Origin of the sequence: Rahnella sp. AN3-3W3, from assembly GCF_003263545.1 — a bacterium.
Classification (GTDB): Bacteria; Pseudomonadota; Gammaproteobacteria; order Enterobacterales; family Enterobacteriaceae; genus Rahnella; species Rahnella variigena.
In genome coordinates this window covers 28649-45533 of sequence record NZ_JYDG01000023.1, presented here as the reverse complement: position 1 = coordinate 45533, position 16885 = coordinate 28649, and the positions used below count along the sequence as shown (strand labels likewise).

The window sequence follows — 16885 nt, the reverse complement described above, 5'->3', positions numbered from 1 at the left end:
AATACCCCACCCCAGCCCTCCCCTTCGCAGGGGAGGGAGCCAGATTAATGACGTTTCCCGTCATCATCTTCATCAACGAAATCTTCGTCTTCGCCTTCTTCACCTTCTTCGTCGTCATCGCCTTCGAAGTAAGTGCCCCAGCCGTCGTAGTTAACGCCGTTGGCTTCAGCCAGGTTCATCAGCTGTTCAACCTGAGCGTCGATCAGTTCCGCTTTCAGCGCGATTTCGCTGATCACGTCACAGCACATCACAACAGAACCGTCTTCTACTTCCAGTTCTTCAGGGTCAGTCACTTCGTAACCCAGCTTGAAAGCTTCGACTGCTGCTTTCTCCAGAACTTCAAACTTTTCTGAAGATAAGTGGTGTTCGATAGTGTAAAGCGCGTCAGGATCACTGCCATCATCCAGCAGTTCTTCGATGATTAAGCGAGTCTCTTCACGTTGTTCTTCCAGCAATTCACGGTTTGCCATATCTCTGTCCTCAATCAATGTGACGTTTGTACGCTATTTTCACACACCGCAGGGCGCGTCTCCACTATTAAAGAGAAAGTTTTCTCGGCGGGGTTGTAATTGCATATTCATCCAGTTAAATTGAATTTTAATTCAATCCGAAATGCTTACGCGCTATGGAGCGACATCATGAGTTTGTTGAGTAAACGTCATTTTCTCAGGTTACTGGATTTTACCCCGTCAGAGATTTCGTCACTGCTGAAACTCTCCGCAGAATTAAAAGCCGCTAAAAAGAACGGCACCGAAAAAGCCAGTCTGCAAGGCAAAAACATCGCGCTCATCTTCGAAAAAGACTCAACCCGTACCCGATGCTCTTTCGAAGTTGCCGCTTATGATCAGGGGGCGAAAGTCACCTATCTCGGCCCTAGTGGCAGCCAGATCGGCCATAAAGAATCGATGAAAGATACCGCCCGCGTCCTCGGCCGCATGTACGACGGTATTCAGTATCGCGGTTTCGGTCAGGATAAAGTCGAAATTCTGGCGCAATACGCCGGTGTGCCGGTCTGGAATGGCTTAACCAACGAATTCCATCCGACCCAGTTGCTGGCTGATCTGCTGACCATGCAGGAGCATTTACCGGGCCAGCCGCTGCAAGGTATGCGTCTGGCGTATCTGGGCGACACCCGTAACAATATGGGCAATTCACTGCTCGAAGCCGCCGCGTTATGCGGTCTGGATTTGCGTCTGGTCGCGCCTTCAGCCTGCTGGCCGGAAGCCGAACTGGTTGCCACCTGCACGCATCTGGCACAAGAAAATGGCGGCAATATCACCCTGACCGAAGATATTGCGGCTGGCGTGAAAGACGCTGATTTCCTGTATACCGACGTGTGGGTTTCCATGGGCGAGCCGAAAGAAGTCTGGAAAGAGCGTATTAATTTGCTGCGCGCTTATCAGGTCAACAGCGCGATGCTGGCACTGACCGGCAATCCGCAGGTGAAATTCCTGCATTGTCTGCCTGCATTCCATGACGACCAGACCACGCTCGGCAAGCAAATGGCGGAAGAATACGGCCTGCAAGGCGGCATGGAAGTCACGGATGACGTTTTTGAGTCCAGCCACAGCGTGGTGTTTGATCAGGCGGAAAACCGTCTGCACACCATCAAAGCGGTGATGGTCGCTACGCTCGGCAACGCCTGATTTATCCCCGACGTGCAGTAAGGATGAACTTTCTGCACGTCGCAATATTTACAACGTTTTGCACTTTATCCCGCCCGTTCCCGTCAGAAGACCTCAATTTCAACTACCCTTTTTAAAGCGCTTTGGTTTTAACCTGTTCAATAGAAAAACAGAAACGCAGTAAGAAGGAACCGATATGAGCTCAGTTAATCTTGAGTATGTCCTGCGGCTGGAAAGCCTGTTAAGCAGGATTTACCCCAGGGAACACATCGCCGACCTGCTGAAAAAAATCCTGCATCTCGCCGACAAATGGAATTACGGCAAGCACCGCACCACCGATTGGGTGGATGGCACCAACATTTATCTGATTACTTACGGCGACAATATTCGTCACGGCGAACAACCGCCGCTGGCGACGCTGAATCACTTCGCCAATACCTATCTGCGCGAGATTATCAGCGACATCCATATTCTGCCGATGTATCCGTACAGCTCTGACGACGGCTTCAGCGTCATCGACTACCGGCGTATCGACGAACATCTCGGCGGATGGTCGGATATTCATCACCTTTCCGCTAATTTCAACCTGATGTTTGACTGCGTGATCAACCATATCTCCCGCTCAAGCGAATGGATGAAAGGCTATCTGCATGACGATCCTTATTACAAAGATTACTTTATTGCCTCGAATCCCGAGCTGGATTACAGCCGCGTTGTGCGCCCCCGCGCCTCGCCGCTGCTGACGCCGTTTATCAAGGCCGACGGCAATGAGTTATACCTGTGGACCACGTTCAGTGAAGATCAGGTGGATATCAATTTCAAAAACCCGCAGGTTTTGCTGGAAAGTATTGATGTGCTGTTGCAGTACGCCGCCAGTGGCGGGCAGTCGATCCGCCTCGATGCGATTGGGTATATCTGGAAGGAGGCCGGGACGCGCTGCATTCACATGCCGCAGGCGCATAACATCATCAAAGTCTGGCGGACCATCCTTGATGAAGTGATCCCCGGCACGCGGATCATCACCGAAACCAACGTGCCGCATCACGAAAATATCAGTTATTTCGGTGAAGGCGATGAGGCACACATGGTGTATCAGTTCCCGCTGCCGCCGCTCACGCTGCACGCCTTTTTACGCCAGGACACCACCACGCTCACCCAGTGGGCGCAAAGCCTGAATGCCGAAGCACGTTATCCTGACACCACCTATTTCAACTTTTTAGCCAGTCACGACGGCATAGGTCTGCGTCCGACAGAAACCTTCCTCAGCGATGACGAACGCAAATACATGGCGCAGGAAACCCTGCGTAAAGAAGGCCGCGTCTCTTATAAAGACAACGGCGATGGCACGCATTCGCCTTATGAACTGAACATTAATTACCTCAGCGCGCTGACCGAACCGGATGACGATACCGGACTGAAAGCGCGCAAATTTCTCGCCGCACAGGCGCTGTTGCTGTCGTTTATCGGCGTACCGGCGATTTATATCCACAGCCTGCTGGGCAGCGAGAACGATCTTGACGGTATGCATCAGTCCGGCATCAACCGCCGTATCAACCGTAAAAAGCTGGATCTGGGAAAAGTCGAGGCAGAGCTGGAGAAAAAGGACAGTCTGAGCGCCCGCGTTTTTTACGGTTTACAGGCACTGATTAAGCACCGCCGCGAACATCCGGCATTTTCGCCCCAGGCGGGGCAGCGGGTGTTTGATCTGGGTAAATCGCTGTTTGCGATGGAACGTTATGATCCCAAAACAGAGGATCGGATCAGCTGCGTATTCAATATCAGCGATCATTCGCAGGTATTGAAACTGGCAGTGGAAGGGAAAGATCTGATTAGCGGGGAAGCGTTTAACGGCCAGATGCGACTCCAGCCGTGGCAGGTGGTGTGGATCAAACACAAACTTAAAGCCCCGGAACGCCTCGGCAGACTGCGCCGCTGGCGGATGAAGCTGATCAAACGCACGAAGCGCTACACGATAAGCATTAAGCGGACAATGCGCTGACGTTCATCTTTACCACCGCTTTGCGCACATGGGCCGGTTCGCCCACCGCGCACAGCGGTTTATGCACTTCACCCGGATAGAACACCACAAAATCGCCGGTCTGCATGATCATGGTTTTTTCCTGCTCACCGGCGGCCAGAAACGCGATGTCTTTATCTTCCAGCCAGTCAGTATCCACATAACCTGCCGGTAAGTTGCTGAATGTCATGCCTTCGGTGCCGTTCAGCACAATCTGGATATCCAGATTACGGGCGTGGAATTCGGCACGGCGTTCGGCCTGCGGCGCGGTGGAATCATTGGAAATCAGCACAAACACATCGTCACCACGGATATCGTGTTTGCCCAGCGGCGTGTCCGCCGTGATGTGTTGCTTAACGTATTCAATGGCCTCGCGCAATTCAGCGGGCAGATAAGGAACGAGATGCAGCGCGTGGATGTTTCCTGTGATCATCATAACCTCGGGTTTGTAATGCATGAATGAAACAGCGTTTCATAAATACTAATCCTGTTTGCTGTCCGGTTGCCAGAGCGGGATCAAGATTTTAACTTCATGGGAAATATTTTTGCGGCTGAACGTCACCCGCACCCGGGAAACAATGGTTATGCAGTCAGATTGCATAAACCCTGAGAACATATTCAGTATGCCGCTTTCATCCTGTTGGTCTTACGAGCTATTTCTAAAAACTCACCCGCCGGTCACATATTTAATTAAATCCAAAGCAGCAAAAACAGATAATAGTTATTTAGGATTTTTGAGAAGTTATAAATCTTTAATCACAAAAAAAGCCATTCTATGCAAATTCATAATAAATCCTTTATTTTTTAGCGAATTAGGATTGAATAAATATTATCTCATACGGTCACTCACTGTCAGAAGGAATAATTACTCTCATATTCCGGTGATTATTCACTTTACTGAATATGCTAATAAATAAAATAATGATGTTTATCAATCAACAGGTAACCATCACCATGGTTTTATTCTGATGCGATCGAAGTCACATATTAAATGCCTGCGCGGAATATTATTCACTCCGTTCCGGGCGCACTTCCTTCCAGGCTGAATAACGCGTTTTATTCTCCACGGGATTTCTTTATCTGAAATTCAGCTGAAATTTAGCTGAAATTTAGCTGAATTTGACCGGAACATTATTTCGTCTTCTAAAAGGGATAAATATGAAACGGCATTATGTAGGATCCGAAATAGGCCAACTTCGCAGCGTGATGCTTCACCGGCCAAATTTAAGTTTGCAGCGACTGACCCCCTCCAACTGTCAGGAATTATTATTCGATGATGTGCTGTCTGTTGAGCGGGCCGGGAAAGAACATGACATTTTCAGCCAGACCCTGCGCCAGCAAGGCGTGGAAGTTTTATTGCTGACTGACCTGCTGACTGAAACCCTCGACAACCGCGAGGCCAAAGACTGGCTGCTCAGCCGGCAAATCTCGGATTACCGGCTGGGGCCACAATTTGCCGAAGAAATCCGCGGCTGGCTGGCAGATTTACCCCACCGGCAAACGGCCCGGTTTATGAGCGGCGGATTAACTTACAGCGAAATCCCCGATACTTTTCATAATATGGTCACGGATACACATCAGTTAAATGACTTTGTGATTAAGCCATTACCCAATCATTTATTTACCCGCGACACTTCCTGCTGGATATATAACGGCGTATCGGTGAATCCGATGGCAAAAGAGGCGCGTAAACGGGAAACCAATAATCTGCGAGCCATATATCGCTGGCATCCTCACTTTGCCGATAACGAATTTATTACTTACTTTGGCGATGATGAATTTAATTATGACCACGCGACACTGGAAGGCGGTGACGTATTAGTCATTGGTCGTGGCGCGGTATTAATTGGCTTATCCGAACGTACGACGCCGCAGGGTGTGGAGTTCCTCGCCCGTTCGCTGTTCAAACATCAGCAAGCCACCAAAGTGATTGCACTGGAATTACCCAAACATCGCTCCTGCATGCACCTCGATACCGTCATGACCCATATCGACTTCGACACCTTCTCCGTTTACCCGGAAGTCGTGCGCGACACCACCCAGTGCTGGACGCTGACCGACGACGGCCACGGCGGCCTGCGCCGCACCGAAGAACCGCAGTTCGTGCGGGCAATCGGTAAAGCGCTGGGCATTGATGACATCAAACTCATCACCACCGGCGGCGACAGTTTCGAAGCCGAACGCGAGCAATGGAACGATGCCAATAACGTCCTGACCGTGCGCCCCGGCGTGGTGATCGGCTACGAGCGCAACACCTGGACTAACGAAAAATACGATAAAGCTGGGATCACCGTTCTTCCCATTCCGGGCGATGAACTGGGAAGAGGCCGCGGCGGCGCGCGCTGCATGAGCTGCCCGCTTGAACGCGACGACATCTGATCACTGACTCCGGGGAAATCTCATGAACAAACCTGTTCTGGTTGTCGCTCTGGGCGGCAACGCATTACTGCGCCGTGGCGAGCCGCTCGAGGCCGAACTTCAACGCAAAAACATCTGTGTGGCGGCAAAAACGCTGGCTGCGCTATGCCAGAAATGGCGGGTTGTGCTGGTACACGGCAACGGCCCGCAGGTCGGATTGCTGGCGCTGCAAAACAGCGCCTGTCCGGCAGTCGCGCCCTACCCGCTCGATATTCTGGTGGCACAAACTCAGGGGATGATCGGCTATCTGCTGCAACAGGCGCTGAAAAATTGTCTGCCGGAAAGTCGCGTCTGCACCCTGCTGACGCAGGTGGAAGTCAGCCTGCTCGATCCGGCCTTTGATAACCCGACGAAATACATCGGCCCGGTTTATACGCAGGCGCAATCGGAAAATCTGGCTGCCGAAAAAGGCTGGGTGATGAAAGCCGACGGGCAGCATTTTCGCCGCGTGGTCGCGTCACCCCAACCACAGCGCATCCTCGAGATTGATGCCATTCGTACCTTGCTGGATCAGCACTACCTGGTCATCTGCAATGGCGGCGGCGGCGTGCCGGTTCATCAGACCAATGACGGGCTGGAAGGCGTGGAAGCCGTCATCGACAAAGACCTCTCGGCGGCGCTGCTGGCGCGTCAGTTACAGGCCGACGCGCTGTTGATCCTGACCGATGCCGATGCGGTGTACCTCGGCTGGGGCACGCCGGAGCAGCGTCCGCTGCATCACATCACGCCGCGGGATCTCGCCGCCATGACCTTCGATGCCGGATCCATGGGGCCGAAAGTCAATGCCGCCTGCCAGTTTGTCGATGCCTGTCACGGGCTGGCGGGGATCGGCGCACTGGAAGATGGCGAAGCCATTCTGGCCGGTCTCAAAGGCACCTGTATCCGCGCGGAATAACCCGTCCCCATCTCATTATTTCAGGATGATTTTATGACTACTACATTGAAAAACCGTCATTTCCTTAAGCTTCTTGATTTCACGCCGGAAGAAATTCAGCAACTGATCACCCTGGCGCTGGCGCTGAAAGACGATAAGAAATCGGGTCAGGAACGCCCTTGCCTGCGCGGGAAAAATATTGCGCTGATTTTTGAGAAAACCTCCACCCGCACCCGCTGTGCGTTTGAAGTCGCCGCGTTTGATCAGGGCGCACACGTGACCTATCTCGGCCCTGGTGGCAGCCAGATCGGACACAAGGAATCAATGAAAGATACCGCCCGTGTTCTGGGCAGAATGTACGACGGCATCGAATACCGGGGTTTTGCGCAGAAGATTGTGGAAGAGCTGGCGGAATTCTCCGGCGTACCGGTATGGAACGGGCTGACCGACGAGTTTCATCCGACCCAAATCCTGGCCGACCTGATGACCATGCTTGAACACTCGCCGGGCAAAGAACTCAGTCAGATCAGCTTCGCTTATCTGGGCGATGCCCGAAACAATATGGGCAATTCCCTGATGGTCGGCGCGGCGAAAATGGGGATGGACATCCGTCTGGTCGCGCCAAAATCCTTCTGGCCGGAAGAGACGCTGGTCGCTGTCTGCCGCGATATCGCCCGCACTACCGGCGCAAGGATCCTGCTGACAGAACACGTTGATGAAGGTGTACAGGGCGTCGATTTTCTTTATACCGATGTCTGGGTGTCGATGGGCGAAGCCAAAACCGCCTGGGCAGAACGTATCAGCCTGATGACCCCGTATCAGGTTAACGCCGCGGTGCTTAACGCCACCGGCAATCCTGACGTCAAATTTATGCACTGCCTGCCCGCTTTCCATAACGAAGAAACCACGCTCGGAAAGGAGCTGGAAATCGCTTACGGCATGAAAGGGCTGGAAGTGACGGATGACGTTTTTGAGTCCGCACATTCCATCGTTTTTGATGAAGCCGAAAACCGTATGCACACCATAAAAGCGGTCATGGTCGCCACGCTTGGCGACGACTAAGCCCCTTGCGTGAAGGCGTTTTGCCTTCACGCCTTTTTTAAGGATTACGTTTATGCGTACATTCAAATTCCCTTCTGCCTACACCATTTTATTTGTGCTTATCGCGCTGGTTGCAGGCCTGAGCTGGATTATCCCCGCCGGTCAGTACGACATGGCGATGAATGCCGGACTGGGTAAAGAAGTCCCCGTCTCAGGCACCTATCACGCCGTGACCGGCAATCCGCAGGGGCTGGTGGATATTTTCCTCGCGCCCATTGATGGCCTGTACAACCACACCACCGGTCAGGCCGGCGCGATTGATGTCGCCTTATTTATTCTGATCATCGGCGGTTTTCTGGGCATCGTGACCAAAACCGGAGCCATCGACGCCGGAATAGAGCGGGTTACCGTCCGGCTGAAGGGCAAAGAAGAGTGGATGATCCCCATTCTGATGGCGTTGTTCGCCGCCGGAGGCACCATTTACGGCATGGCCGAAGAGTCATTGCCGTTTTATACCCTGCTGGTGCCGGTGATGATGGCGGCACGTTTCGATCCGCTGGTGGCTGCGGCTACCGTTCTGCTCGGTGCAGGCATCGGCACGCTCGGTTCGACGATCAATCCTTTTGCGACGGTGATTGCCGCCAACGCCGCCGGGATCCCCTTTACCAGCGGGATCGGCCTGCGCGTGGCGATCCTGATCGTCGGCTGGCTGATCTGCGTGATCTGGGTAATGCGCTATGCCCGTAAAGTGCGCCGCGATCCCTCACTCTCCATCGTGGCGGATCAGCAGGAAAGCAACCGCGCCCACTTTCTCGGTAACCGCAGCGATGAACTGCTGCCCTTTACCGGCGTGCGCAAAATCATCCTGCTGATCTTCGCACTGGCTTTTGTGGTGATGATTTATGGCGTATCGGTACAAGGCTGGTGGATGGGGGAAATCTCCGGCGTTTTCCTGGCTGCGGCGATCCTGGTGGGGCTGATTGCGCGGATGAGTGAAGAGGAGCTGACTTCCACCTTTATCGATGGCGCACGCGACCTGCTCGGCGTGGCGCTGATCATCGGTATTGCCCGTGGCATTGTGGTCATCATGGACAACGGCATGATTACCCACACTATTTTGCACAGCGCCGAAGGCATCGTTTCCGGATTATCCAACGTGATCTTCATCAACGTCATGTTCCTGCTCGAAGTGGTGTTGTCTTTTCTGGTGCCCTCTTCTTCCGGTCTGGCGGTGATGACCATGCCGATTATGGCGCCGCTGGCCGATTTCGCGCATATCGGCCGTGAACTGGTGGTCACTGCGTATCAGTCCGCCTCCGGCCTGGTCAATCTGGTCACACCGACCTCCGCCGTGGTGATGGGCGGTCTGGCCATCGCGCGGGTGCCTTATGTCCGCTGGCTGAAATGGGTCGCACCTTTACTGGGGATATTACTGGTATTACTGATGTTAGCGTTAAGTCTCGGTTCTTTGATTTAAGTCTTTGTAGAAAATGATTTTTTTGCCATGTTGACGTCCTTTTATTTACCGGGAACATAATCATGAAAAGAACGTTGTCTGCACTTGAAAAAGAACACCAGCAACTGATCCTCTGCCATCAGCTGATTGCCAGCCGGAGTTTTTCATCACAGGAAGAATTGCGGCAGGAATTCCAGCGGGCGGGATACCGGAAGATCGGCCAGTCCACCATTTCACAATTACTGAAAACGCTAGGTGTGATGAAGGTGCAGAATGCCAAAGGCAAAAAGATTTATGCCCTGAATGAGCAGTCTCAGCTTGTTCCTGATGCCCTGAGGTCAGTAAGTGAAATGGTCACCGATGTGGATCACAACCCTCAGTTTGTGGTGGTCCATGTCATGTCGGGCTATGGCCGCGCCGTGGGACGGATTATCGATCAGCACCGTTTGCCGGAGGTGCTCGGGGTGATCGCGTCGAGCACCTCCGTGCTGGTAGCACCACGGGAAACGACAGCGCTCGACAGAGTTTGCAGGACAATCAGGCGGATACTGGCGATAAAGGAAAACCACAGCAGCAACCGATTGCCCTAGGCCATTTTTCCGCTTGACGCCGACAGTGAGCCGCCTATAATGCGCCACAATTTGCCGGGAGAACCCATGAACAATCGCCACGTTTTGTGCTCAGATGATCGACCAAACGCCGTGCCATCAGGCAGCCCGCTGCCGTTGTTCTTCCGTGGTATTACCGTTTTATTGAAAGCCCCTCATTGAGGGGCTTTTTTTTGTCCGGAATTTGAGTGCCCCACTTTTTTACGCGTAAAGAACAGGAGAATGACTATGGCCAATCCGCTGTATCAGAAAGACATCATTTCGATCAACGATCTCAGTCGCGAAGAGCTGGAGCTGGTTCTCGATACCGCTGCCAGCCTGAAAGCCAACCCGCAGCCTGAATTGCTGAAACACAAAGTGATCGCCAGTTGTTTCTTCGAAGCCTCAACCCGCACCCGCTTGTCGTTTGAAACCTCAATGCATCGTCTGGGTGCCTCGGTGGTCGGTTTCTCCGACAGCAGCAACACGTCGCTGGGTAAAAAAGGCGAGACGCTGGCCGACACCATTTCGGTCATCAGCACGTATGTCGATGCGATTGTGATGCGTCACCCGCAGGAAGGCGCGGCACGTCTGGCAACCGAATTCTCCGGCGGTATTCCGGTGCTCAACGCCGGTGACGGCGCGAACCAGCATCCGACGCAAACCCTGCTGGATTTGTTCACCATTCAGGAAACGCAGGGCCGTCTCGACAACATCAAAATCGCCATGGTCGGTGACCTGAAATATGGCCGCACGGTACATTCCCTGGCGCAGGCGCTGGCGAAATTTAACGGTAACCGCTTCTACTTTATCGCCCCGGATGCGCTGGCAATGCCGGGCTATATCCTGAGCCTGCTGGAAGAGAAAGGCATCGAATACAGCCTGCACAGCAGCATTGATGAAGTGGTTTCTGAAATCGACATCCTGTACATGACCCGCGTACAGAAAGAGCGTCTGGATCCGTCGGAATATGCCAACGTGAAAGCCCAGTTTGTGCTGCGCGCCGCCGACCTGACGAATGCCCAACCGCACCTGAAAGTGCTGCATCCGCTGCCGCGTATCGATGAAATCACGCCGGATGTGGATAAGACGCCATACGCCTGGTATTTCCAGCAGGCCGGAAACGGGATTTTTGCGCGTCAGGCTTTGCTGGCGCTGGTTCTGAACGCAGACACTGCACAGTAAACTTGAGGAGAAAACTTTATGACGCACGACAATAAACTTCAGGTTGAAGCGATCAAATGCGGTACCGTTATCGACCATATTCCGGCACAGGTCGGGTTTAAATTGCTGTCTCTGTTCAAGTTCACCCAGACTGAACAACGTGTGACCGTCGGCCTGAACCTGCCGTCCGGCGAACTTGGCCGCAAAGACATTATCAAAATCGAAAACACCTTCCTGACCGACGAACAGGTCAATCAGCTGGCGGTATATGCCCCGCGTGCGACGGTGAACCGCATCGACAATTACGACGTGGTGAAGAAGCTGATGCCGACGCTGCCGGACCGTATTGTCGGCGTGCTGCGCTGCCCGAACGGCAACTGCATCAGCCGTTTTGAACCGGTGGATTCCAGCTTTGCAGTCAAGCAGCGTGCGGACGGCGTGCACCTGAAATGCAAATACTGCGAGAAAGAGTTTGAGCATCAGGTGGTGCTGAACAATGATTAACCCTTTATACTGAGGGATAATTTTTTATTCACTTTAACTCAAATCAGGAGACATTATGTCCCGCGAAATCAGCACTGAAAACGCCCCTGCCGCTATCGGTCCTTACGTTCAGGGCGTGGATCTGGGCAGCATGATCATCACTTCCGGCCAGATCCCTGTGGATCCTAAAACCGGCGCGGTCGCCGACGACATCGCTGCGCAGGCACGTCAGTCACTGGAAAACGTGCAGGCGATCGTTGAAGCCGCTGGTCTGAAAGTTTCAGACATCGTGAAAACCACCGTTTTCGTGAAAGATCTGAATGACTTCGCCACCGTTAACGCCACGTACGAAGCGTTCTTCACTGAACACAACGCTCCGTTCCCGGCGCGTTCTTGCGTTGAAGTTGCCCGTCTGCCAAAAGACGTAAAAATCGAAATCGAAGCCATCGCCGTCCGCCGTTAATTCGCGCCAGCCATGCACCAGACCAGCCTGCGGGCTGGTTTTTTTTGCCCCATTTTCAGGCAAAGAAACCCTTTCACGCTCTATAATTAAGCAGTTCCGTCTTTTTTTCCCCGATTTTCAGCCCGTTTTGCACGCTGGCACACTTTATGCCTGATCTTCATTGTTATTGAACGATTCAATTGCAGCCTGTCCAGTTTGTGAGGTGATGATGATCAAGATTGACCTTTCCGATTCACCCTTTTTTGATGAGATGTTAATGGCGGATGGCAAGCACCGCAGCCATTATCAGGCCTACTGGCAGTGGTTGCAGCAAGCTGATCAACAGGCAGTCCAGCGCAAAAAAGAGGAAGCGGCGCTGTTGTTCCATCGGGTGGGAATTACCTTTAACGTTTACGGCGAAGATGATGGTGCGGAACGGCTGATCCCATTCGACAGCGTGCCGCGCATTATTCCGGCCAGCGAATGGCAAATGCTCGATCGCGGGATCTGCCAGCGGGTTCAGGCGCTGAATGCTTTTCTGCACGATATTTACCACGACCAGAAGATCCTCAAAGCAGGGATCGTCCCGGCGGAACAGGTGCTGGCCAACGATCAGTATCAGCCGTGCATGCAGGGAATTGATCTTCATCGCGATACCTACGCCCACATTGCCGGAACGGATATGGTGCGCGGCGGCGATGGCGAATATTACGTGCTGGAAGACAACCTGCGTACGCCGTCCGGCGTGTCGTACATGATGGAAAACCGCAAGATGATGATGCGGTTATACCCCGAACTGTTTGCCGAACAGCGTATCGCGCCGGTGTCCCGCTACCCATCCCACTTACTGCAAACCCTGCGCGAAAGCACGCCGGTCAACGATCCAACCGTTGTGGTACTGACGCCAGGCCGCTTTAACAGTGCCTATTTCGAGCACAGTTTCCTCGCCCAGCAAATGGGCGTTGAACTGGTGGAAAGCGTCGATTTGTTCGTCAAAGACGGCGCGGTGTTTATGCGCACCACCGCTGGCCCCTGCAAAATTGACGTGATTTACCGGCGTATCGACGATGCGTTCCTCGATCCGCTGGCCTTCCGCGCCGATTCCATGCTCGGCGTTCCCGGCCTGCTTTCAGTTTATCGATCCGGTGGCGTGGTGCTGGCGAATGCAATCGGCACCGGCGTAGCGGATGACAAATCGATCTACCCGTATGTGCCGGAGATGATCCGCTACTATCTCGCGGAAGATCCGATCCTCAATAACGTGCCGACCTGGCAATGCCGCAAGGAAAGCGATCTGTCTTTCGTGCTGGCGAATCTGGAAAAAATGGTGGTGAAGGAGGTTCATGGCGCAGGCGGTTACGGCATGCTGATTGGCCCGACCGCCAGCAAGGCGGAAATTGAACGCTTCCGCGATTTACTGCGTACCCGCCCGGAAAACTACATCGCCCAGGAAACACTGGCGCTTTCCACCTGCCCGACGTTTGTCGGCAACGGACTAGCACCGCGACATATCGACCTGCGGCCTTTTGCCCTGACCGGCGCGGAAATCCGTCTGGTACCGGGCGGCTTAACCCGCGTGGCGCTGGCAGAAGGTTCGCTTGTGGTGAACTCATCACAGGGCGGCGGCACCAAAGACACCTGGGTGCTGGAAGAAAATCCAACGGAGGATGACGCATGCTAAGCAGAACAGCCAGCGAACTGTACTGGATGGCGCGTTATCTGGAACGCGCCGAAAATATCGCACGCCTGCTGGACGTGACCAATAAGCTGTCGATGATGTCGATCCGTGACGTCAACGCCCGCGATGAAAACAATGATCTGCTGGTGCCGCTCACCATGACCGGCACGCGCACGTTATTCAGTGAACATTATCCGCAGGAGACGATGAGCAATCTGCTCAACTTTTTCGCACTGGACAGTTTCAACCACAGCAGCATTTTCAGTTGCCTGCAAATGGCCTGGAACAATGCGCATGCCGTGCGCGGCAGCCTGTCGTCTGAAGTCTGGGAAAGCATCAATGCCACCTGGATTGAGATGAAACTGATCCGCCGTCAGGGCGTCGGTTCTGCCGGTGCAGACTCTTTCTTCGACTGGGTTAAGGAACGCTCACATCTGTTTCGCGGCGCGATGTTCGGTACCTTACTGCGCAGTGATGCGATGAACTTTATCCGCCTCGGCACCATGCTGGAACGCGCAGACAGCACCGCGCGCCTGCTTGATGCCAAAAATCAGTTGCTGAATGCCGATGAAGATCCGGTGCGCGAATACTACCGGATGGACACGTTGCTGCGTGCCGTCAGCGCCCGCGAAGCGTTCCACACGTTATACAAGCAACAACTCAGCCAGAAGCACATTGCCGAACTGCTGGTGCTGCGCCGCGAGCTACCACGCTCACTGCTTTCCTGTGTCGAAATCATGGCCGAACAGCTGGAGGAAATCGGTGGCACGGCGGGTAATCTGCCCCGCCGCCGTGTTCATACCCTTCACGCTCAGCTGCGTTTCACCGAAATGGATGAAATTGTTGAGATGGGCCTCAGTCCCTGGTTAATGCAATTCCTTGACCAGACCAATACCATCGCTGAGAGCATTCATCAAACCTATCTGGAGGCTCAATAATGAAACTGAATGTCACGCATCAGACGCATTACAGCTATGCGCAGCAGGTTAAACACAGCACGCAATACCTGCGCCTGACCCCGCAGGATTCCAGCCATCAGAAGATTTTGTCATGGGATCTGACGTTACCGGAATACGCCACCCGCACGCTAGATGCCTACGGCAATGTGTTGCATGTCCTGACACTGGATCAGCCGCATCAGGCGATCACCATCGTCGCCAACGGCGTGGTCGAGATTGAAGACAATACGGAGGATGACAACTGCGGGCATCTTTCGCCGCTGGTATTTTTACGCACCAGCCCGCTGACGCTGGCTGACGGCGCGATCCGCGATTTCGCCAGCCGTTATTACCGTCCGCAGGCGCAGCACGAAAGTCTGTGCAGTCTGATGGGCGAACTGCTGCTGAAAATGCCTTACAACCCGGGCACCACCACGGTCAAAGACAGCGCCTCGCAGGCGTTTTCGGCGCAAACCGGCGTGTGTCAGGATCATACCCACGTGTTCCTCGCCTGTTGCCGCAGTCTGGGCATTCCGGCGCGCTACGTCAGCGGCTATCTTTACTCGGAAGATTCGACACACGTGGCCATGCACGCCTGGGCGGAAGCCTGGCTGGATGACCGCTGGCAGAGCTTTGATGTCACCAATAACACCTGTAAACCGAATCAGCATTTGAAACTGGCTATCGGCATAGATTATCTTGATGCATGCCCGGTCCGTGGTATCCGGTTGGGTGGAGGAAGCGAAGACATGCGCACTGTCGCGGCCGTTGCCATGCTCGACGTACCACAATAAACCTGACGCCTGAGGAAATTTTTTATGACTTACTGTGTGGCCATGCGCTTGTCCTCAGGCCTGGTGTTTGTGTCAGACTCACGCACCAATGCCGGAGTGGACCATATTTCCACCTTCCGTAAACTGCATGTTTTTCATCAAAGTGATGAACGCGTGCTGGTGATCCAGAGCGCCGGAAATCTGGCGACCACACAAAGCATTATCAGCCTGCTGCATCGCCGCTGCTTAGACGATGAACGGGAAAACCTGCTGAACGTGAAGTCGCTGTACGATGCCGCCAGCCTGCTGGGTGAAACGGTACGTGAAGTGATTGCACGGGACAGCGGCGCGAATCAGGGCGGCAACACGGATTTCAGCTGCAACCTGCTGCTCGGCGGCCAGATTAAGGGTGAAGGGCTGCGGCTGTTCCACATTTATCCGCAGGGGAATTTCATCGAAGCCACACACGACACGCCGTATTTTCAGATCGGTGAAAGTAAGTACGGCAAGCCGATTATTGATCGCGTGCTGAGCTACGACACCGCGCTGGATCAGGCGATGCAATGTGCGCTGATTTCGATGGATTCGACGCTGCGCAGTAATCTTTCCGTCGGCCTGCCGCTGGATGTGATGACCTACCAGACCGACAGCTTCAGCGCCGCGCAACAGCACCGCATCACCGAAACGCACCCGTATTTCGACATGATCCGCAAAGGCTGGGGCGAAGGCCTGCTGAGCATTTTTGGTCAGTTACCGCCGCTGAAACTAGACGAGTAAATCCGCTTCTGGCGGAGTGATATCTCACTCCGCTGCTTTATTTTCATCCATCTTCTGGACTATCTTCTTCTCGACCTCGAACGGGTCGATACCGCGCAGTTGCAGACGGCGGAAGCGGATGATGTTAAAGCCGTTCATGACCAAAAAACTGCCTTCGATAAGCGATCCGCCAATCGAACCGAGCCAGATGTTGTGCACTACCCAGCAGCAGGTTGAGCACCACATAATGCAGCGCGTGGTCAGCCCGCTGGTGCGAAACAGCGCCCAGGTACTGACCACTGTCGCGCCGACCGGCAATAATTCTACCCAATGATGTGCGCGGCTAAGCCCTAACACCAGCGTCAGCACAATGAAAACTACCATGATCCATTGATTACGGGTGCGCAGTGAAATCAGCGTGCGCAGGGAATTCAGTAAGGCGCTCATGCCTGCGGGGGCTGCGCCCATCATCAGGAAATGCACGCCGATGATGGCGCTGTAGGCAGAAAGCTGTTGTTTGAAGCGACGGTCGCTGCGGTTGAAAAACATCGTGATGCCGACCACGAAGGCCACAACACCAACTGACTGGGCAAACCAGTAATACGTCATTTGTCAGGAGTCTCATACGTGGAG

At 53.7% G+C, this 16885-nt stretch carries 17 protein-coding genes; 14 read left to right on the top strand and 3 right to left on the bottom strand.

Features of this window, described 5'->3' with window-relative positions; all coding sequences use genetic code 11:
* Positions 1-44 precede the first annotated feature (44 nt).
* Positions 45-470, bottom strand: coding sequence for a ribonuclease E inhibitor RraB (gene rraB, locus UC15_RS08820; protein ID WP_112288111.1), 426 nt, complete (start codon positions 468-470; stop codon positions 45-47).
* Positions 471-638: 168 nt separating this feature from the next.
* Between rraB and argF (UC15_RS08815) the strand changes: the two genes are divergently transcribed.
* Both argF (UC15_RS08815) and UC15_RS08810 read left to right on the top strand, forming a co-directional pair.
* Complete coding sequence (argF, locus tag UC15_RS08815; RefSeq protein WP_112288110.1) at positions 639-1646, top strand: ornithine carbamoyltransferase; 1008 nt, start codon at positions 639-641, stop codon at positions 1644-1646.
* A 175-nt stretch (positions 1647-1821) separates the two neighbouring features.
* A complete protein-coding gene (locus tag UC15_RS08810) occupies positions 1822-3624 on the top strand; it encodes a sugar phosphorylase (RefSeq protein WP_112288109.1) in 1803 nt (600 codons plus the stop codon).
* Here the strand turns inward: UC15_RS08810 and UC15_RS08805 are convergent.
* Positions 3605-4075, bottom strand: a complete 471-nt coding sequence (locus UC15_RS08805) for a YhcH/YjgK/YiaL family protein (RefSeq protein WP_112288113.1) — start codon at positions 4073-4075, stop codon at positions 3605-3607. The two genes, UC15_RS08810 and UC15_RS08805, sit on opposite strands and share 20 nt — an antisense overlap.
* Before the next feature lie 725 nt (positions 4076-4800).
* On the opposite strand from UC15_RS08805, the gene arcA reads away from it, so the two are divergent.
* From arcA to UC15_RS08745, 12 genes are all read left to right on the top strand, one after another.
* Positions 4801-6021, top strand: coding sequence for an arginine deiminase (arcA, locus tag UC15_RS08800; protein WP_112288108.1), 1221 nt, complete (start codon positions 4801-4803; stop codon positions 6019-6021).
* Between the two features lie 22 nt (positions 6022-6043).
* On the top strand, positions 6044-6955 hold the full coding sequence (arcC, locus tag UC15_RS08795; RefSeq protein WP_112288107.1) for a carbamate kinase: 912 nt from the start codon (positions 6044-6046) through the stop codon (positions 6953-6955).
* 33 nt (positions 6956-6988) lie between these two features.
* Positions 6989-7996: an ornithine carbamoyltransferase gene (gene argF / locus UC15_RS08790; protein WP_112288106.1), complete on the top strand. Its 1008-nt coding sequence runs from the start codon at positions 6989-6991 to the stop codon at positions 7994-7996.
* A gap of 52 nt (positions 7997-8048) precedes the next feature.
* Complete coding sequence (locus UC15_RS08785; RefSeq protein WP_112288105.1) at positions 8049-9452, top strand: YfcC family protein; 1404 nt, start codon at positions 8049-8051, stop codon at positions 9450-9452.
* Between the two features lie 62 nt (positions 9453-9514).
* Positions 9515-10021 (top strand): arginine repressor, encoded by a 507-nt coding sequence (locus UC15_RS08780; RefSeq protein ID WP_112288104.1) that lies wholly within the window; start codon positions 9515-9517, stop codon positions 10019-10021.
* Between the two features lie 246 nt (positions 10022-10267).
* Positions 10268-11203, top strand: coding sequence for an aspartate carbamoyltransferase (gene pyrB, locus UC15_RS08775; RefSeq protein WP_112288103.1), 936 nt, complete (start codon positions 10268-10270; stop codon positions 11201-11203).
* Positions 11204-11221: 18 nt separating this feature from the next.
* On the top strand, positions 11222-11686 hold the full coding sequence (gene pyrI / locus UC15_RS08770; RefSeq protein WP_013577172.1) for an aspartate carbamoyltransferase regulatory subunit: 465 nt from the start codon (positions 11222-11224) through the stop codon (positions 11684-11686).
* 55 nt (positions 11687-11741) lie between these two features.
* Positions 11742-12128 (top strand): 2-iminobutanoate/2-iminopropanoate deaminase, encoded by a 387-nt coding sequence (ridA, locus tag UC15_RS08765; RefSeq protein WP_056776488.1) that lies wholly within the window; start codon positions 11742-11744, stop codon positions 12126-12128.
* A gap of 208 nt (positions 12129-12336) precedes the next feature.
* Positions 12337-13788: a circularly permuted type 2 ATP-grasp protein gene (locus UC15_RS08760; protein WP_112288102.1), complete on the top strand. Its 1452-nt coding sequence runs from the start codon at positions 12337-12339 to the stop codon at positions 13786-13788.
* A complete protein-coding gene (locus UC15_RS08755; protein WP_112288101.1) occupies positions 13782-14723 on the top strand; it encodes an alpha-E domain-containing protein in 942 nt (313 codons plus the stop codon). Before UC15_RS08760 ends, UC15_RS08755 begins: the two co-directional genes overlap by 7 nt.
* Positions 14723-15517, top strand: coding sequence for a transglutaminase family protein (locus UC15_RS08750; protein ID WP_112288100.1), 795 nt, complete (start codon positions 14723-14725; stop codon positions 15515-15517). The genes UC15_RS08755 and UC15_RS08750 overlap by 1 nt, the downstream gene beginning before the upstream one ends.
* Positions 15518-15541: 24 nt before the next feature.
* Positions 15542-16273 (top strand): proteasome-type protease, encoded by a 732-nt coding sequence (locus tag UC15_RS08745; protein WP_112288099.1) that lies wholly within the window; start codon positions 15542-15544, stop codon positions 16271-16273.
* Between the two features lie 24 nt (positions 16274-16297).
* On the opposite strand, the gene UC15_RS08740 is transcribed toward UC15_RS08745, so the two are convergent.
* On the bottom strand, positions 16298-16861 hold the full coding sequence (locus tag UC15_RS08740; RefSeq protein ID WP_112288098.1) for a YgjV family protein: 564 nt from the start codon (positions 16859-16861) through the stop codon (positions 16298-16300).
* Between the last annotated feature and the right edge of the window lie 24 nt (positions 16862-16885).